General features: G+C 40.3%; 13 protein-coding genes. 7 read left to right on the top strand and 6 right to left on the bottom strand.

Annotation, left to right across the window (positions count from 1 at the left end):
* The first annotated feature begins 38 nt into the window (after positions 1-38).
* From ACFQZX_RS16710 to ACFQZX_RS16720, 3 genes are all read left to right on the top strand, one after another.
* A complete protein-coding gene (locus tag ACFQZX_RS16710) occupies positions 39-1,169 on the top strand; it encodes a TlpA family protein disulfide reductase (RefSeq protein ID WP_377117508.1) in 1,131 nt (376 codons plus the stop codon).
* Positions 1,170-1,260: 91 nt separating this feature from the next.
* Entirely contained in the window at positions 1,261-2,376 is a 1,116-nt protein-coding gene (locus ACFQZX_RS16715; RefSeq protein ID WP_377117510.1) for a mechanosensitive ion channel family protein, read from the top strand.
* Positions 2,377-2,472: 96 nt separating this feature from the next.
* Positions 2,473-3,447: a glycoside hydrolase family 43 protein gene (locus tag ACFQZX_RS16720; protein WP_377117512.1), complete on the top strand. Its 975-nt coding sequence runs from the start codon at positions 2,473-2,475 to the stop codon at positions 3,445-3,447.
* Here ACFQZX_RS16720 and ACFQZX_RS16725 read toward each other — a convergent pair.
* On the bottom strand, positions 3,440-3,877 hold the full coding sequence (locus ACFQZX_RS16725; protein WP_377117514.1) for a cupin domain-containing protein: 438 nt from the start codon (positions 3,875-3,877) through the stop codon (positions 3,440-3,442). The genes ACFQZX_RS16720 and ACFQZX_RS16725 overlap by 8 nt on opposite strands.
* A 166-nt stretch (positions 3,878-4,043) precedes the next feature.
* On the opposite strand from ACFQZX_RS16725, the gene ACFQZX_RS16730 reads away from it, so the two are divergent.
* Together ACFQZX_RS16730 and ACFQZX_RS16735 are read left to right on the top strand one after the other, a co-directional pair.
* Positions 4,044-5,582 carry a YifB family Mg chelatase-like AAA ATPase gene (locus tag ACFQZX_RS16730; RefSeq protein WP_377117516.1) on the top strand — a complete coding sequence of 513 codons (1,539 nt, stop codon included), beginning with the start codon at positions 4,044-4,046 and terminating at the stop codon, positions 5,580-5,582.
* 120 nt (positions 5,583-5,702) lie between these two features.
* The gene (locus ACFQZX_RS16735; protein WP_377117518.1) at positions 5,703-6,086 is read left to right on the top strand and encodes a response regulator; all 384 of its coding nucleotides are present in this window, start codon (positions 5,703-5,705) and stop codon (positions 6,084-6,086) included.
* Between the two features lie 50 nt (positions 6,087-6,136).
* On the opposite strand, the gene ACFQZX_RS16740 is transcribed toward ACFQZX_RS16735, so the two are convergent.
* Positions 6,137-9,043, bottom strand: a complete 2,907-nt coding sequence (locus ACFQZX_RS16740) for an outer membrane beta-barrel protein (RefSeq protein ID WP_377117520.1) — start codon at positions 9,041-9,043, stop codon at positions 6,137-6,139.
* A gap of 203 nt (positions 9,044-9,246) precedes the next feature.
* On the bottom strand, positions 9,247-9,960 hold the full coding sequence (locus tag ACFQZX_RS16745) for a hypothetical protein (protein ID WP_377117522.1): 714 nt from the start codon (positions 9,958-9,960) through the stop codon (positions 9,247-9,249).
* A gap of 204 nt (positions 9,961-10,164) precedes the next feature.
* On the opposite strand from ACFQZX_RS16745, the gene ACFQZX_RS16750 reads away from it, so the two are divergent.
* Positions 10,165-10,437: a hypothetical protein gene (locus tag ACFQZX_RS16750; RefSeq protein ID WP_377117524.1), complete on the top strand. Its 273-nt coding sequence runs from the start codon at positions 10,165-10,167 to the stop codon at positions 10,435-10,437.
* 63 nt (positions 10,438-10,500) lie between these two features.
* On the opposite strand, the gene ACFQZX_RS16755 is transcribed toward ACFQZX_RS16750, so the two are convergent.
* The 3 genes from ACFQZX_RS16755 to ACFQZX_RS16765 all read right to left on the bottom strand — a co-directional run bounded on the left by ACFQZX_RS16755 (position 10,501) and on the right by ACFQZX_RS16765 (position 15,519).
* The gene (locus ACFQZX_RS16755; RefSeq protein WP_377117526.1) at positions 10,501-13,095 is read right to left on the bottom strand and encodes a zinc-dependent metalloprotease; all 2,595 of its coding nucleotides are present in this window, start codon (positions 13,093-13,095) and stop codon (positions 10,501-10,503) included.
* Positions 13,096-13,162: 67 nt separating this feature from the next.
* A complete protein-coding gene (locus ACFQZX_RS16760; protein ID WP_377117529.1) occupies positions 13,163-14,401 on the bottom strand; it encodes an aspartyl protease family protein in 1,239 nt (412 codons plus the stop codon).
* Positions 14,402-14,529: 128 nt separating this feature from the next.
* The gene (locus ACFQZX_RS16765) at positions 14,530-15,519 is read right to left on the bottom strand and encodes a YihY/virulence factor BrkB family protein (protein ID WP_377117531.1); all 990 of its coding nucleotides are present in this window, start codon (positions 15,517-15,519) and stop codon (positions 14,530-14,532) included.
* A gap of 53 nt (positions 15,520-15,572) precedes the next feature.
* On the opposite strand from ACFQZX_RS16765, the gene ACFQZX_RS16770 reads away from it, so the two are divergent.
* Positions 15,573-16,181: a histidine phosphatase family protein gene (locus tag ACFQZX_RS16770; RefSeq protein WP_377117533.1), complete on the top strand. Its 609-nt coding sequence runs from the start codon at positions 15,573-15,575 to the stop codon at positions 16,179-16,181.
* The last annotated feature ends 2 nt before the right edge of the window (positions 16,182-16,183 follow it).

A 16,183-nucleotide genomic window follows, 5' to 3' on the forward strand; every position in this document is an offset into this window, starting at 1 on the left:
TTCTAAAAATTGTTAATTTCGGGCACCTTGTACGCAACATGAAATACTATACATATTTAGCGGCAGTTCTTATGCTTACTGCCTGCACATCATCATCTAAACTTGAGTTAACACTAAACGCCAGCAACATTCGTGCTGGTAAACTAATTCTCACACAATATAACGAACAGGTTTTTACACAATCCATAAAAGATGGAGAGGCTACTATAGATATGCCGGTACAAACACCTGGCTATTATCAGCTTACAATCATTGATGAAGCTAAACCCCTTTCGGATAAAAGGAGTTTTACCATATACCTGGAAGATAATAAATACAAAATTGATCTGGAAGATCCGGGTAGCAGCTATCCGCAAATTACTTCAACATCAAAAACACAGCAGGAGCTTAGCGATTACTATAAGCTGGAAAATAAAATGGCAGGCACCTTGAATCATACTATCGATTCGTTATTAGCGTATATCGATACACGTGAAGCAAAGGCATTGCCACCAAAAGAACGTACTGCCTTAATTAACAAAACCCGCGGCTATCAGATAAAACGGCGGAAACTGGAGCCCAAGATACTCATGGAATATGTCAGCAAGAACCCGAACAGTAAAGCCGCTGCACATATAATAGCAGAACAGTACATTGATGAATATGCCCAGGAATATGCAACCATTTACAGCAAATTATCAGAAGAAGCAAAAAGCACCGATGATGCCATAAAGGTTGCCAATAAGGTTTCGGTGCTTTCAAAATTAGTAGCAGGCTCAATAGCGCCCGAGATAACGGGTACTTTGCCGAATGGAAAGCTTTTCAATAAGGAATCCTTAAAAGGCAAGTTAGTATTGGTTGAGTTTTGGAAAGCAGGAAGTGAGGTTATTAGCCGCAACCACGCTAAAATGGCTAACGGGCTGATATTAACAGCGAGCGACCGCCCCAAATTCGCTATGGTAAGCGTTTCGCTGGACAATGACAAAGCAGCATGGAACAAAGCAATTATACATGGGAAACCAGGCTGGGTAAATGTTTCTGACTTTAAAGGCGATCAATCGCCTAACGTTACTAACTGGCAAATCAAGGCAGTACCAGTATACTATTTATTAGATGAAAATTGGAAAGTACTGAAAGCCGGTATAGATCTGATAGATGTAGACCAGGCCGTACATGATTATCTTAAATAAATAATATGTAAAACAGCATCAATGATAATTATTCAAACTAAATGGCTTTTTGTTCCGTTGTGTAAATAAGTACAATTAAACTTATTTGCCTATGGAAAAAAGGATTAATGATTGGTCTGAAAACATGCCTGCCTGGTTATGGAATATCGTTTTAATAACTTTTATACTGTTTGTTGGTTTTATATTCAAAATTATAGTAACGCTGCTTTTAAAACGTTATCGTGGTAGAAAGCCTGCAGATTATTCGTTATTTCGCTCTATAATTGTTCATTTAAGCCGCCCGCTCAATCACTTTATTCCCCTTTTAATATTAAATGTTCTTTGGCCTTTTTTAGCTATCAAAGAAGTTTATGAGGGCCGTTTCAAGCTATGGCTGGGTATTTTCCTTATCATTTCATTTGCATCTGTTTTGATGCAGTCCATTAACATTCTTGAAGATTATATATATTACAGGTACGATTTTAACAAGGAAAACAATTTAAAAGAGCGTAAGATACGTACCCAGCTACAATATATAAGGCGGGTAGCTAATATATTGATTATCCTTATTTCGTTATCGCTTATATTATTGAGTTTTGATAACGTACGTAAGCTTGGCGCAGGGTTATTAACAGGTGTAGGGATAGGTGGTATAATTATTGGTTTTGCCGCTCAAAAATCACTTGGTAACTTACTGGCGGGCTTTCAGATAGCTTTTACACAACCTATACGCATAGACGATGTACTGGTTGTTGAAGGCGAATGGGGGCGCGTTGAAGATATAACACTCACTTACGTAGTGTTAAATATTTGGGATCAGCGCCGCCTGATACTTCCTATCACCTATTTTATAGAGAAACCTTTTCAAAACTGGACACGCTCGACGGCTGAATTATTGGGTACTATATTTTTATATGTTGATTATCTTGTACCCACCGAAGCATTGCGCACAGAGTTAACCAGGCTACTTAATGCCTCGCCTCTTTGGGACAAACGGGTAGGAATTTTACAAGTTACTGACGCCCGGGAAAACACGCTTGAACTGAGAGCACTGGTAAGCGCCAGAAATTCTTCTATGGCTTTTGACCTCCGGTGTTACATCAGGGAAAATCTTATTAAATTCCTGGCAGAAAATTATCCCGGCAGCCTTCCGAAAACACGCTATGAGTTAAATAATGACCACCTTGCACAAAAGCGTATGTCCCAGAAGCCTGATTTAGCAGATTGATACACCTGTATATTTTCAAAATCCGGCTTTTATTAGTTATTTAGGGACTTGTGTGAGCGTTATGGTAAACGCTTTGCGCTCTTAGTTATCAAAAGCATGAAAAAAATATTTATAGCACTATTGGTTGCAGCCGGTTTTATACAAAATGGCTTTGCACAAAAGCAAACATCAGGTAACCCTATTGCCCAGGGCTGGTACGCCGACCCGGAAGCAACTATCTTTGGCAAGGAGTATTGGGTGTATCCTACTTACTCGGCACCATATAATCAGCAGGTGCATTTTGATGCTTTCTCATCGCCCGACCTGGTGAACTGGACCAAGCACGAAAACGTACTTGATTCATCAAATGTTAAATGGGCCAAGCGGGCCATGTGGGCACCAGCTATCGTTAAAAAAGATAACAAGTATTACTTCTTTTTTGGTGCCAATGATATCCAAAACAATAATGAAACAGGTGGTATAGGCGTTGCGGTTGCCGATAAGCCTGAGGGCCCTTTTAAAGATTATTTAGGAAAGCCGCTGATTGATAAAATCATTAACGGTGCACAACCTATAGACCAATTTGTTTTTAAAGATAAAGATGGTCAATATTATATCATTTATGGTGGCTGGGGCCATTGCAATATAGCCAAACTAAAAAAGGACTTTACCGGGCTTGAGCCTTTTGCCGATGGCACCACTTACAGAGAAATTACCCCAAAAGGCTATGTTGAAGGGCCAATTATGTTTATACGTAATGGCAAATACTACTTTATGTGGTCTGAAGGTGGCTGGACGGGTCCAGATTACCGAGTAGCTTACGCCATTGGCGACAGCATAAACGGCCCGTTTAAAAAAGTTGGAGTTGTTTTAAAACAAGATCCTGCAGTAGCTACCGGCGCAGGCCACCACTCGGTTATTCAGGTTCCGGGCAAAGATGAATGGTATATTGTTTACCACCGCCGCCCGCTTACCGAAACTGATGGCAATCATCGCGTAACCTGTATAGACAAAATGACATTTGATAAAAATGGATTGATAAATCCTGTTAAAATTACCAATGAGGGCGTTAGCGCCATCAAACTCAGGTAACTTCAAGCTGATTTGCCGCAGCTGTAATGGCTGCGGTATTTTTACCATATACTTTTACACGCGAAACGTCACCGCTTAAAAAGCGCTCTTTTCCGCCCGGGGTTAACGTTATAAGAAGTTTACCGGTCTGCGTACCTATATTCTTATAATGATGTTTAATGCCCGCGGGTACCAGTATATTACTGCCTTTCTCTGCAAAGTATTCTCTTTCACAGGCGTATAGAACAAATTTACCTTCGGCAACAAGGATAACCTTATCCTCGTCATTACAAATTTCAATAGCCGAGTTTAAACCTACGCTAACCTCATGCTCGTATATAGTCAGTTTGCCTCCGCTGCATGTTTTGCTTAAAATTACACGCTTGCTTATTTGATTTATTCTTATGCTTTTTGCCGCATTGTGCGTTAAAAAGTTTAGTGATGAACTCATTGTGACAGATGTTTAGTATAAAGTATGACGGAAAACGGCCCTATAATGTTACATTACACTGTTTAGTTTCCTTAAAGCACCTGTTAATTCTTACTATTTCGCTTTTACTATAAATGGCCGGTACTTTTATTACAAATGTTTATCTTTCGCTTCAAAAACCTATCGCGTGTTAGTTAAGACCTTTGGAAGTGCGGTTTATGGTATACAGGCAATTACCATAACAGTTGAAGTGAACATTGCAGCGGGCACCAAATATTTTATTGTTGGCCTGCCGGATGTAGCCGTTAAAGAAAGTTATTTCAGAATAGAGTCGGCTTTGAAAAATTGCGGATACCGCATGCCGCGGCAACAGGTTGTAGTTAATATGGCACCTGCCGATATAAAAAAAGAAGGCTCTGCTTATGATCTTACCATCGCTACCGGCGTATTGGCTGCATCGGGCCAAATTGAAGCAGAAGAATTACAAAAGTACCTGATCATGGGCGAACTCTCACTTGACGGGGGCTTGCAACCTATAAAAGGCGCCTTGCCAATTGCCATACAGGCACGCAAAGAAGGGTTTAAAGGTTTTATTCTTCCTAAACAGAATGCGAGAGAGGCCGCTATTGTTAACGAACTGGATGTATATGGTGTAGAAAACATTAAACAAGTAGCGGATTTTTTTAATGGAAACGGGCCTCTGCAGCCAGAAGTTGTAAATACCCGCGAAGAATTTTTTGACAGCCTTGCAAATTACGACAATGACTTTAGTGATGTACGCGGCCAGGAAAACATCAAACGTGCATTAGAGATTGCCGCAGCCGGGGGGCATAATGTAATATTGATAGGCCCGCCGGGGGCCGGTAAAACCATGCTTGCAAAACGGCTCCCTTCTATACTGCCTCCATTAAGTTTGCACGAGTCGTTAGAAACTACTAAAATACATTCTGTTGCCGGCAAGCTTTCTGCCGCCGATGCCTTAGTGACTACAAGGCCGTTCCGGTCTCCGCATCATACCATATCAGACGTGGCGCTTGTTGGCGGCGGAAGCAATCCGCAGCCGGGCGAAATATCATTGGCCCACAATGGCGTTTTGTTTTTAGATGAGCTTCCGGAATTTAAACGTACCGCCCTTGAGGTTATGCGTCAACCGCTTGAAGAGCGGCGCGTCACTATATCCCGTGCAAAGTTTACAATTGATTATCCAAGCAGCTTTATGCTGATAGCCAGCATGAACCCCTGTCCCTGCGGTTATTACAATCACCCCGAAAAAGAGTGTATTTGTCCCCCGGGTACCGTGCAAAAGTACCTAAGTAAGATATCAGGCCCGCTTCTGGACCGTATTGACTTGCATGTTGAGGTTACGCCCGTAAATTTTAATGAATTATCTTCTGAGAGACTCGCTGAAAAAAGCGGACTTATACGCGACAGGGTAATTAAAGCCCGGAAATTCCAAATTGAACGTTTTGGAAATAAACCAGATCTGCATGCCAACGCCCAAATGAGCCCCCAAATGGTAAGGGATATTTGTAAGATCAACGCTGCAGGGCAAACCTTATTAAAAAAAGCGATGGAAAAGCTTGGTCTATCTGCAAGGGCTTATGACCGCATACTTAAAGTTGCACGCACCATTGCAGATCTTGCAGGCAGCGAAGACATTCAATTAGAGCATTTAGCCGAAGCCATTCATTTTAGAAGTTTGGACAGGGAAGGCTGGGCTGGTTGATCTCATTGTTAGATCGGGATGATTAGATACCAATGTGTCATTCCCACACATTTCTTACACGCTAATTAAAAAATTTGTTTTTTTTGAAACTTATATTTAGTTTCACGTTCCACATTACCCATGAACGAAAAACAAAAAACGATTGTCATTTTTGATGACGATGAGGACATCTTGTCTATCTGTAGTTATATCCTTGAAGAGCAGGGCTGGCAGGTTCACACGTTTACTGATTGTAACAATATCACCGATAAAGTATCCGCTATATCGCCGGATGTTATTTTAATGGATAACTGGATACCCGATGCCGGAGGCATAATTGCTACGCAGACACTTAAAAAGGATGAGGTATTAAAAAATATCCCGGTAGTTTATTTCTCTGCAAACAGCGACATACAACTGCTGGCAGACCACGCGGGCGCCGAAACCTATTTAGCCAAACCCTTTGACCTTGAGGAGCTGGAAAAAGTAATTAACTCTGTACTTGTAAAAACAATAAACAGTTAAATAACACTTAATAAAAAAAATCCATCTGGTAGCCAGATGGATTTTTTTTATTAATATGGACCGCCGCCCGGAGGAGGCCCATCATTGCCGCGACCGCCACCATTACCGCCACGGAAACCGCGGTTAGGCTCTGAAGGCGCTTTACCAGAGAATTTTTGAAGCCTGAATGTAAAGGTTAGCAGGAAGTACCGGCCAAGCCTGTTTACGTTGCTTTCTGTTCTTACAGACCCATTGTTTATCACAGAATAACCTGTATTTTCATTAAATATGTCATAGGCAGCTAAACGAACCGTTCCACGGTGATCTTTTAAAAACCGGCGCTCAAGGTAAGCATTAAAAATATTAGGATTTTTTATGGCAATACTACCTGAGTATCCATAGTTAAGCGTTTTTGTATAATCGTAACTAATTGTCCAATCCTTCCAAACATAGTTTTTTCCATTTATACCCAGGTCTATAGATTTAACGTTTGAACTTGGAACGGTATTTAATGAGTTATTAGTTTTATTCAAAGACAGGGTTGAGAATGCTTCTGCATCCACTATGTCATCAATATTAACCCTAAAACGTACTTGAGGAGATAGTGTTAATGTTTTTGCGATATTTTTAGCAATTGGAGTAAAATTATTTAGTGAATCTACGTCTTGCGAAAAGCCGATATTATTGGTATAAGCAACCTGTCCACCTACACGTAAAGTATATTTACGCTCACTCCATGGTTTAGAGTATATAAAATTTGCTCTTCCCTGATAGTAACCATCGGCATTTAAATAATTAATGAAGTTTGTGTTTTGCAAGTTCCTTAGAGAAGGATTTGCTGTTAATACAGCCTCATCAAAATCACGATAAGTAATGATGTTCTGTACTACTTTGTTATTTGTTTGAGTAAAGTTCAACCCAATCAAAAACATGTTGCCTGATTGAAAACTGAATGCATTATAACGCAATGAGAAATTATTTGTAAACTCTGGCCTCAAGTCAGGGTTACCCTGTACCGGATATAATGCATTACTAAAATCTGCAACCGGTTGTAATTGGCTAAAAGAAGGCTGATTGGCGCTACCATTATAATTAAATCTTAAAGCCTGGCTTCTGGAAAACGTATAATTAAAACTTGCGGCAGGCACAATATTAAAAGTATTAACCTTTGTAGACACATTGTTCATCAGGTTAATCCCTTCTAAATTGGCTGGCAATCCGCCTATACCCAATGTTAGGTTATACTTAGTTTCGATTATTCGATAATTAAGGCCAAAACGATGTGTTGTAAAAGTATAGTTATAATTATTGCTCAACAAGTCATATTTATGAAACCTGTTTCCAGTATATAGTGTATCTGTTTCCTTATCACTCGATGTAAAAGAGTGATTAAAAGCATAGTTAAGCTCCAGGTAAGATACTTTTCCTATTGGCTCCAAATAAGATACGTTAACACCATAAGAGTTGGTACGGCTATCTGTGTAAACATACTGATATGCAGGCACAGAACTAACACCTATAGTATATTTATTTATAGGATTGTCAAACTCATAACTTTTGACTGAACTTGCATTAAAGCCAATGTTTAAGTTACGTTTGGTACTCTTAAAGCGGTGGTTGAAAAAGCCAGAAATGCCATAGTTTGGTGATGATGTATTACTTACAGAGTTTGAAGTATAAGCCTTATTAATAACTTCCTGTCTTGTTGATGATACACTATCATAACTTGTTACATCGCTACCACTATAAGTAAAAGTTGGGGTTACCTTTAAGTAATTTAAGGTATCGGGCTTCCACTCTAAGTTAAAATTGAAACGATGATTGACTGGGTTAGTTGTAGTTTGGCTTATCTGATTGCTGGTGCTTCTTGTCGCAGAGCCATTCTCCTGAAATGTTGTTGAATTAGTAAACGTGGTATTATTTGTAAAACTGTAGCTACCATAAACCGATAACGTTTTCCCCCATTGATCTCTGTAATTTAAACCGATTGAATGCGCATCGGTTATACCATCACGGTTTACGGTTGAGCTTGATGAGCCTCGTGCTGCGTTCCGGCGTCCGCCCCCACCACCAAATCCGCCACCGCCACCTGTTGGGGTACCGTAGCTAAAGGTATTAACATTGGTATTGTTTATACTTCCTATAACAGAAATCTGCTGATCGCCTTTGAACTTAAAAAAGTTCAACAGGCCGATGTAGCGGTTATCATTATCAACACCCGGTTTTTTAGGCAAAAGATCTGAGCCGTCGCCGGCGGTAGCCTGGCCAAAGTAGCCATAGTTTTTATCCTTGCGGATAGTAAAGTTTAAGATCTTATCGGGCTCACCTGTTTTAATTCCTGTTAAATTGGCCTGGTCACCATAATCATCGATCACCTGAACACTTTCTATTACATCGGCCGGGAGGTTCTTTGTGGCACTCAATACATCTCCTCCAAAAAAATCTTTACCGTTTACCCGTACCTTTGTAACCTGTTTTCCCTGGGCTGTAACCGTTCCGTCTTTATCCACATCAAGCCCAGGTATTTTTTTCAATACATCTTCAATTGGCGCATTTTCGCGTACCTTATATGCACTTACGCTGTATTGAACAGTGTCTTCTTTAAAAACTACAGGGTTAACGCCAACAATTGTAACAGCACCCAGTTGTTTGGTAGCAGATTTTAGAATTATGGGGTCTAAAACCACCGGCTTATTATCAGGCTGAAGCGTATAATGTTTTATCAAACCATCATACCCTATTGATGTAATAACGAGCGTTATTTTATTGCCTTTAACTGATGGGAACGAAAACTTTCCGTTAACATCTGCAATGGTTACTGTACTGTCTCCAAGCTCATTTTTTAGCTTAATGTTGCTGCCTGGTAAAGAAAGCCTTGTTGAATCTACTATGGTACCACTTAACTGCCGGCTATTTTGAGCCTGCACATGGTAAATATTAAAGCAAATTAGTGCTAATATTAAATAAACGTATCTCATATTAATTGTAAAATAGGGGCATAAACTATCAAATGCATTTATTGTGCAAATGTTCACTTAATTGGCTTTAAATAATTAATAATCATAGCATTGTTACATTCATAGCCACAGGGTTAATACAATTGTTACATAAGTCATAAAAAAGGCCCTCCGGTCAGAGGGCCTCATTAATAATCTGTTATAATTGTTGTATTATTTCATAATCATTTAAGGTTAAATGCCGATGCTACCTGACTGAAATTTCGAACATTTAGGCCGGGATGAGTAACCGACAATGTACTAAGTGAAGTACCGGGAATTATTACGATCCTAAAATCAAGGCCAGAGTTTACGGTAAAGTTCGCTTTTATATTTACATACCCAACACCGTAGTTAGACACACTTAGGGCCCTGTCATTTTCACTATATGGCAGTGCATAATAGCCAGTGTTAGTACCGGTTACTTTAAAATATACAAATACTATCCCCCTGTCTACAATATCCTGGGTAATTGCCGGAACAGGCAATGTAGTGAAGCCCGTTAATGTAACTCCTCTGTTTTCAAGGATGAAACTTTGCACCTCAGCATCTTTACCATTCTGCCCGTTTGATCCGGCTGGTCCCTGCGGCCCCTGTGGTCCTTGTGGCCCCGCTGGACCCTGCGGGCCAGTAGCGCCCGTAGCTCCGGTTGCACCAGTAGGTCCTTCGGGGCCTGCCGGGCCTTGAGGGCCCTGTGGCCCTGCCGGCCCCTGCGGACCAGTAGCTCCGGTTGGTCCCTGCGGGCCCTGAGGGCCTTGCGGGCCTGTAGCTCCAGTTGCCCCAGTTGCACCGGTTTCACCCTGCGGACCTTGTGGCCCTGGCGTTGTAGATTTTTTACATGCGCTTATGCTCAGAAAGCAAAAAGCAATGGCAAGTACTATTAGTCTGTTTCTTCTCATATGGTTCAGATAAGTTAAGCTGTTTGTACGGGCATATTCACAATAAGTTTCAAATATATATTATCAAGAAAATATATTTCATTGCCCTGGATTAATTAACTGAATCACAGTTCACATCAGCTATCCACCATTGTTTAAAATTTGATTTACTTAACCGTAACTTTTGGCACGAAATTTTCGTTAGAAATTAAAAATCTTTAACCTATGGATAACTTAAGAGGGTCGTTGCACGCCAGGGTGCATAAATGGATGGACGCGATCGGCTTTAAGCTTAATTCGTCTCAAACAAGTAACAGAAGTAACGTTACTACTAACCATTATTTTTTTGAAACTTTCAACTTTTATGAAAGAGAAAAGGGTGATGATCATAATAAGGCCAAATTTTTATGCTTTGACACCTATGGCGAAAAAATAAATGTTAAAACCCTTTTAGATATACAAGCTGCTTTTTTTGAAAATATCAGTCAACTAAAATAAAAACAAGTGTTCAATTTTATATAAAGCCCGGTACGCATGCGCACCGGGCTTTCTTTATGTGGTTTAATATTCAAGCCCGTTCTCGTTCAGGTCTTCGTATATGCCTGTTTGGGGGCTCCCCGGCACATTAACAATTGGACGGGTTGGGTTAAGGGCTTCTTTTATTCTCAACCTTAAATCATCATAATGAGCCTTGATAATGGCATCACCACTTTTTGGCAGGCCAGCACTGATTTTAACAAGTTCGGCACGTACCATCGGCCTGATATCAGACAGCGATATATTTATAGGCGTTAAGCCCATATTGGCCAGTTGGGCGGATGTAACCCCGGGGAAGCTTCTGCTAACGTCTTCATTTAACAATACTTTAAGGTTTTCAATGTAGCCGCGTTGCAAGTTACGCTTAAAGGCATCCGGAGCGTTTTTTGAAAAAATACCGGCCCGAAGATCGGTCAGTAAGTTGTTAACCGTATAGGCACTCGCTCCGCTTTTTGTTTCGTTATCAAACATCCTGGCCAGGCGCGATGCATTAAGTACATTGGCAATAGCATTTACCTGTAAGGCTTTTATTCTGCCAATGGTTACACCATTATCAAATTTACTTAATTCGCGGCGATTGATTAGCCAGGCTGGTGTATTGAACAACTGTTCATTTAAAAACACCACTGCATCATGCTGAAGGTTTTTGTTTACGAATCCATAAATTGGCCCTTGCTGATCATAGGTTTTAAAGTTTTCGTTCATACCGCCAATGTTCATGGTAACATGGCCGATGTAACGATTAAACTGGCCTATCACTTCATTATATATTGTCTCCAGGTCATCGTAATCCTCTCCCGTTTGGAAAGTCCATTTTTCAATGTTAGGCAATATTCGTTTCAAGTTGGCAATACCATAACGGCTCGCCTTCATGGCATTGTCGCCAAGATCTTCACTTTGCAGGCGCGGGTCTATAGAAGTGCCCTGCCGGCCATAGTAATACAATGGATTTCCTGCTTTTTCCATAGTCCAAACATCCAGAATTTGTTTTTCCTGTTTTGGTGATTTATTGCCAGTGAAATAAGTATATCCCCATTTAACGGACCATAGGTCGTATTCACCAATTTGCGGATAAAGATGTGTAACACCATCGCCCGGTTGTGCTATATAGTTAAAGCGCGCATAATCCATTATGGATGGCGCGGTGCCATGCTTATCTGTAAAAGTTTTAGAGCGAAGTGAATCAACAGGGTAAGCGTAACTCGAACCAAAATTATGCGGCAAACCTAATGTATGCCCAATTTCATGAGAAGATACAAAGCGGATCAGCTCTCCCATCTGCTCATCGCTAAACTTCGCCATTCGTACATTAGGGTTAACAGCTGCTGTCTGGATAAAAAACCAGTTCCGAAGCAAGCTCATTACATTATGGTACCAGCCAACGTGGCTTTCTAAGATTTCGCCGCTGCGGGGGTCTGATATATGCGGGCCGTAAGCGTTTTGAACATCAGATGCGAAATATCTTAAAACGCTGTAACGTGCGTCTTCAGTACTAAATTCAGGGTCTTCTTTCGCAGTAGGCGCTACCTTGCCAACAATAGCATTCTTGAAACCCGCTGCTTCAAAAGCCTTGTTCCAATCATTTACCCCTGCAATTAAATATGGCACCCATTTTTTTGGTGTAGCCGGATCTATGTAGTAAATAATTTGTTTTTTAGGCTCAACCAGTTCGCCGCGTGCGTAAGCAGCTTCGTCTTTAGGCTCCAGCCTCCATCGATGGATGTAACCGGTACGCTCGGCCTTTTGAGCATCGGTGCCATAATCAACCTGCTGCTGGCCAAAAAACCCTACGCGGTTATCATTGAGGCGAGGCTTCATTGGGGTTTTCGGTAATAAAAGCATTGAAGTGTTTAGCTCGAACGTTAAAGCGGCCGTACTGTTATCAGTTGGTGATGCCCCTGCCCTGTACGTTTTAAGTGTACGTGTCTCGATGTTAATCGGGAAACTTTTAATGGTATCTATGAAAGATCGGGTATTATCTAATCCGGATATTTTATATTGCTTTTTAATATTATCTGAAATTCCTAAAGCGGCAACATCGCCATTATATAAATCTGTAACATCAATGAGTACGCCGGTAGTATCTTTATTGTAGGCTTTAATATCAAAGGATGCAAGTACTGCATCAAGGTTTGAGTTTTTAACCGATTGATACATATCGCTGGTGCTATCGGCACGTACAGAGTAGCTTGGCACCCTTACAAATATCTGCTTATCGTGCCGCTCCCATTTCCAAACCTGATCATTCAATTCTTCGCCGCCATATTGCTGGCCAAAAGATTTTAAACCTGCCGGTGTTTTTACAAAACGGGTAACAACCAGCATTTCGCGACCAATAAGGCTGTCTGGGATCTCAAAATAATATTTACCGTCTATTTTATAAGTAGCAAACAGCCCGCTATCTGCCTTGGCTTTACCTACCAGATCGCTAAACTTTTTTATCCCCTCTTTTTTACCTGTACCAATAGTAGCCGAAGCGCTTGAGCCGCCAGCCGTTGTGGATGTTTTTAAAGTAACCGTATGCTCGGCCTGCTTTTTAGAAGCGCAGGATGTAACTACGGTTGCAGCTACAAAAAAAGCTGCTTTCAGGTAAGTGTTTACCTGTAGATATTTGTTCATAGTTTAATTAATTAGCAGGGAGTAAAAATATGTAATTGCATTAAAACGCAACGCAATAAGTTTGTTACTAAATACGCCGTTTGAGTGTAAGAATAACACGATCGTACTTTTTATCGTGGTAAATTTCGAGCAGAAGGCTCCGTTCTGTGGTTTTAAAGAAAGCATCTATCTCTTCAGCGTTCATTTTTGAAACGGGCTTAAAATTAATAGAGGTTATTTCATCATCTTTAAGCAGGCCTATATCATCGGCAGGAGAGCCGGGGGCAACTCTGCCTATAATTAAGTGCGATAGGTTTTCTCCTGCAAGATAATATTCTATTCCGCTCATATCATGTTCAAATGGGGCTTTAAATGTATTATTAGGCTTGATATATAGTAGTCCGTTTGAATAATCAAAAACAAGGTTAAATTTTTTTAATATCCCCATACCAATGTTTCCGTCGCGGGGTACACTGTAGGTTCGTTGCACATAATCTTTATCCGGAAAAGAAGTAATTACATTACTTAGGTTATACTTACCTAATTGTAAGCTTTTTATCCGGCTTAGATACCCGGTTATAGGTCCGTTAAGCGCTACCCCCAGGTTTGCCGGTATATACTTTTCAGGCAACCCATATTTTTGTATCATGTTTTCTAATGATAGTGGATGCCCGGCCCCCAGATCAATAATGAACTTATTGTTTACAGTAGTCCCATCAGCAAGTGTGATCCGGGTTTGCAGGTAAGGTTTTTTGTCTTCTATTGAAATAGGTATTTTCTGGCTCCTCCTGAATGCTTTCAGATCTTTAGACCTGCTTACGGTTATTAAACTGTCGCTAAAGTTGATTTTGACGGCCAAGGCGCTAAAAAAGTCATAGCCTATTAAGCCATGCACCGGCATCCCTACATAACCTGATAAATTGAAAATGTCTTTTTTTAATATAGCTGCGGGGACTCCTTTACTGGTTAAACCTGGTATTTGTATATCCAGGGGTTGGGTGACTATTGCTTCAAAGGCATCGCCCTCACCCATCCCGCCCAGTTTTATTGTTCGGCGATTAGGGATATTGATAGAGTCTGTAATAGTATGGTCAGTAACTATCATTACGCCCACACCTGTATCTAATATAAAATTGTACGGGCCTTTATTGTTAATACGCAGCGTAATAATTACCATATTACGCATTAGCTTAAAAGGAATATTTACCCTTTTGGTATCTGCAATTAACTCAAAATACTGCGCCCTTGCCGATAAAAACAGGCAACACAAAATAAACGCAAGCCACACACGCTTGTAACTGACAAATATGGAAAGACCGGCCGACACCTGGTTACAATTGGAACTTAAAGCTACATTATTATTTTATAATAATAACATAGTTAAGATTTGATGAACAGGGATATCGGTCAACAGCTTAGAAATGTCGACAGACAACCGTTAAAGGGTTGGTTGTATTATGACTTCTGCTCTTTATCGTCGCATTTCAAATTACCTTGTAAATCCGGATTTTGAGGGGGAAGTTTGCTCACATTTTGTTCAACCTCTGTTTGCTGAATATGAACCGCGTACTCGGCCGGCTCTATATGGCTTCCTATAGCTTCCGCATATACTTGCGTAAACTCCGCGCCTATATACAATATGGCTGATGTATAGTAGATCCACACGAGGATAACAATTAACGATCCTGCAGCACCATAAGTAGAGCCTTGTGCCGTATAGGTAATATACAAGCTTATAATGTATTGCCCCAACATAAAAAGAACTGCTGTAAACATTGCACCAGAGCGCACATCCTTCCATTTTATTTTAACATCGGGCAAAAATTTGAATATTATACCAAACAGTACAGATATAACAACAAAGGATATAAAGAGGTTAATGCCTTTAATTAAAAGTTCGGTTACCTCTGGTAAAAAGCGGGTAATCCTTTCCTGCAAAGCAGACATTAACAAATTCACGACCAGCGAGGCCAGCAGCAAAAACCCTAAACTAATGATTAGAGAAAAAGACAAAAATCTGTTTTGAAGCATTTTTACCCAACCCTTTTTAGGTTTTGCTTTTACCCTCCATATGATGTTTAACGAATCCTGTATTTCAAGAAAAATGCTACTGGCACCAACCAATAAGGTAACAACGCTTATAACTACGGCCAAGCCTGTTTTTCCTGAAAATTGCAAGCCTTTTAGCATGTCTTGTATTTGAAGTGCAGCTTTGGAGCCCACATAATGTTCTATTTGTGGATAAAGCCTGTTAGTTGCAGCATCGGGGCCTAAAAAAAGTCCGGCTAAGGATATTATAAGTATTAACAAAGGTGCTATAGAAAACACAGTGTAGTAGGCAAGTGAGGCGCTGAATTTTAAACCATTATCATTAGAAAAGCCGCTAAATGTGGCCATAATTACTTTCCCAAACTGTTTTAAATACTCTTTGCTAAAAAATTTCATGTTAAAATAAAATATATTTGTTACTACAGTGCTCTATCAGATAACACCGTTTTATGAAAATTGTATTAAAATCAGCCAACTTTTTTAAGTTGACGCTATTTTGTTTGTTAATAAGCAATTATGATGCCTTAGCACAAAAGACTACAATTTACCTGATCAGGCATGCCGAAACAGAAGTGACGTTGCCACCGCCTCAGGACCCTGTATTGAGCACGGCCGGGCAAAAAAGAGCAGAAGCTATTGTAAAAGAATTAAAAGGTAAGCACATTAAAGCTATTTATATTACCAGCTTTAAAAGGAGCGGCTTAACAGCAAAGCCATTGGCCTATAAGCTTAAACTACTGCCACGCATTTATGCAAGCGATAGCCTTGGTTTAAAGCAGTTTGCAAAAAGTATCCTTAAAAACTTCCAGGGCAGCAATGTGCTTGTTGTCGGACACTCAAATACCTTGATGCCATTGCTTAATTATCTTGGGGTTAATGCTCCGTTTGCAGCATTAAGCGAACAGGATTATGATATGCTATTTACCGTAACTGTAAAAGACAACCAATTACCCAAGCTTGATATAGCTTATTACGGCGATCAGCATCATGAAAACCAAATACCCGATATTTATTTGCCGGAAATCAATCACCCCGAAACAGTAAGACCGTTTTATTAATT

This window comes from Mucilaginibacter litoreus, assembly GCF_042676805.1.
GTDB lineage: Bacteria > Bacteroidota > Bacteroidia > Sphingobacteriales > Sphingobacteriaceae > Mucilaginibacter > Mucilaginibacter litoreus.

What these genes read in the sequence shown, in the direction of transcription:
- ACFQZX_RS16710 (WP_377117508.1), top strand. Translation starts at nt 39, where the DNA reads ATGAAATACTATACATATTTAGCGGCAGTTCTTATGCTTACTGCCTGC.
- ACFQZX_RS16715 (WP_377117510.1), top strand. Translation starts at nt 1,261, where the DNA reads ATGGAAAAAAGGATTAATGATTGGTCTGAAAACATGCCTGCCTGGTTA.
- ACFQZX_RS16720 (WP_377117512.1), top strand. Translation starts at nt 2,473, where the DNA reads ATGAAAAAAATATTTATAGCACTATTGGTTGCAGCCGGTTTTATACAA.
- ACFQZX_RS16725 (WP_377117514.1), bottom strand. Translation starts at nt 3,877, where the DNA reads ATGAGTTCATCACTAAACTTTTTAACGCACAATGCGGCAAAAAGCATA.
- ACFQZX_RS16735 (WP_377117518.1), top strand. Translation starts at nt 5,703, where the DNA reads ATGAACGAAAAACAAAAAACGATTGTCATTTTTGATGACGATGAGGAC.
- ACFQZX_RS16740 (WP_377117520.1), bottom strand. Translation starts at nt 9,043, where the DNA reads ATGAGATACGTTTATTTAATATTAGCACTAATTTGCTTTAATATTTAC.
- ACFQZX_RS16745 (WP_377117522.1), bottom strand. Translation starts at nt 9,960, where the DNA reads ATGAGAAGAAACAGACTAATAGTACTTGCCATTGCTTTTTGCTTTCTG.
- ACFQZX_RS16750 (WP_377117524.1), top strand. Translation starts at nt 10,165, where the DNA reads ATGGATAACTTAAGAGGGTCGTTGCACGCCAGGGTGCATAAATGGATG.
- ACFQZX_RS16755 (WP_377117526.1), bottom strand. Translation starts at nt 13,095, where the DNA reads ATGAACAAATATCTACAGGTAAACACTTACCTGAAAGCAGCTTTTTTT.
- ACFQZX_RS16765 (WP_377117531.1), bottom strand. Translation starts at nt 15,519, where the DNA reads ATGAAATTTTTTAGCAAAGAGTATTTAAAACAGTTTGGGAAAGTAATT.
- ACFQZX_RS16770 (WP_377117533.1), top strand. Translation starts at nt 15,573, where the DNA reads ATGAAAATTGTATTAAAATCAGCCAACTTTTTTAAGTTGACGCTATTT.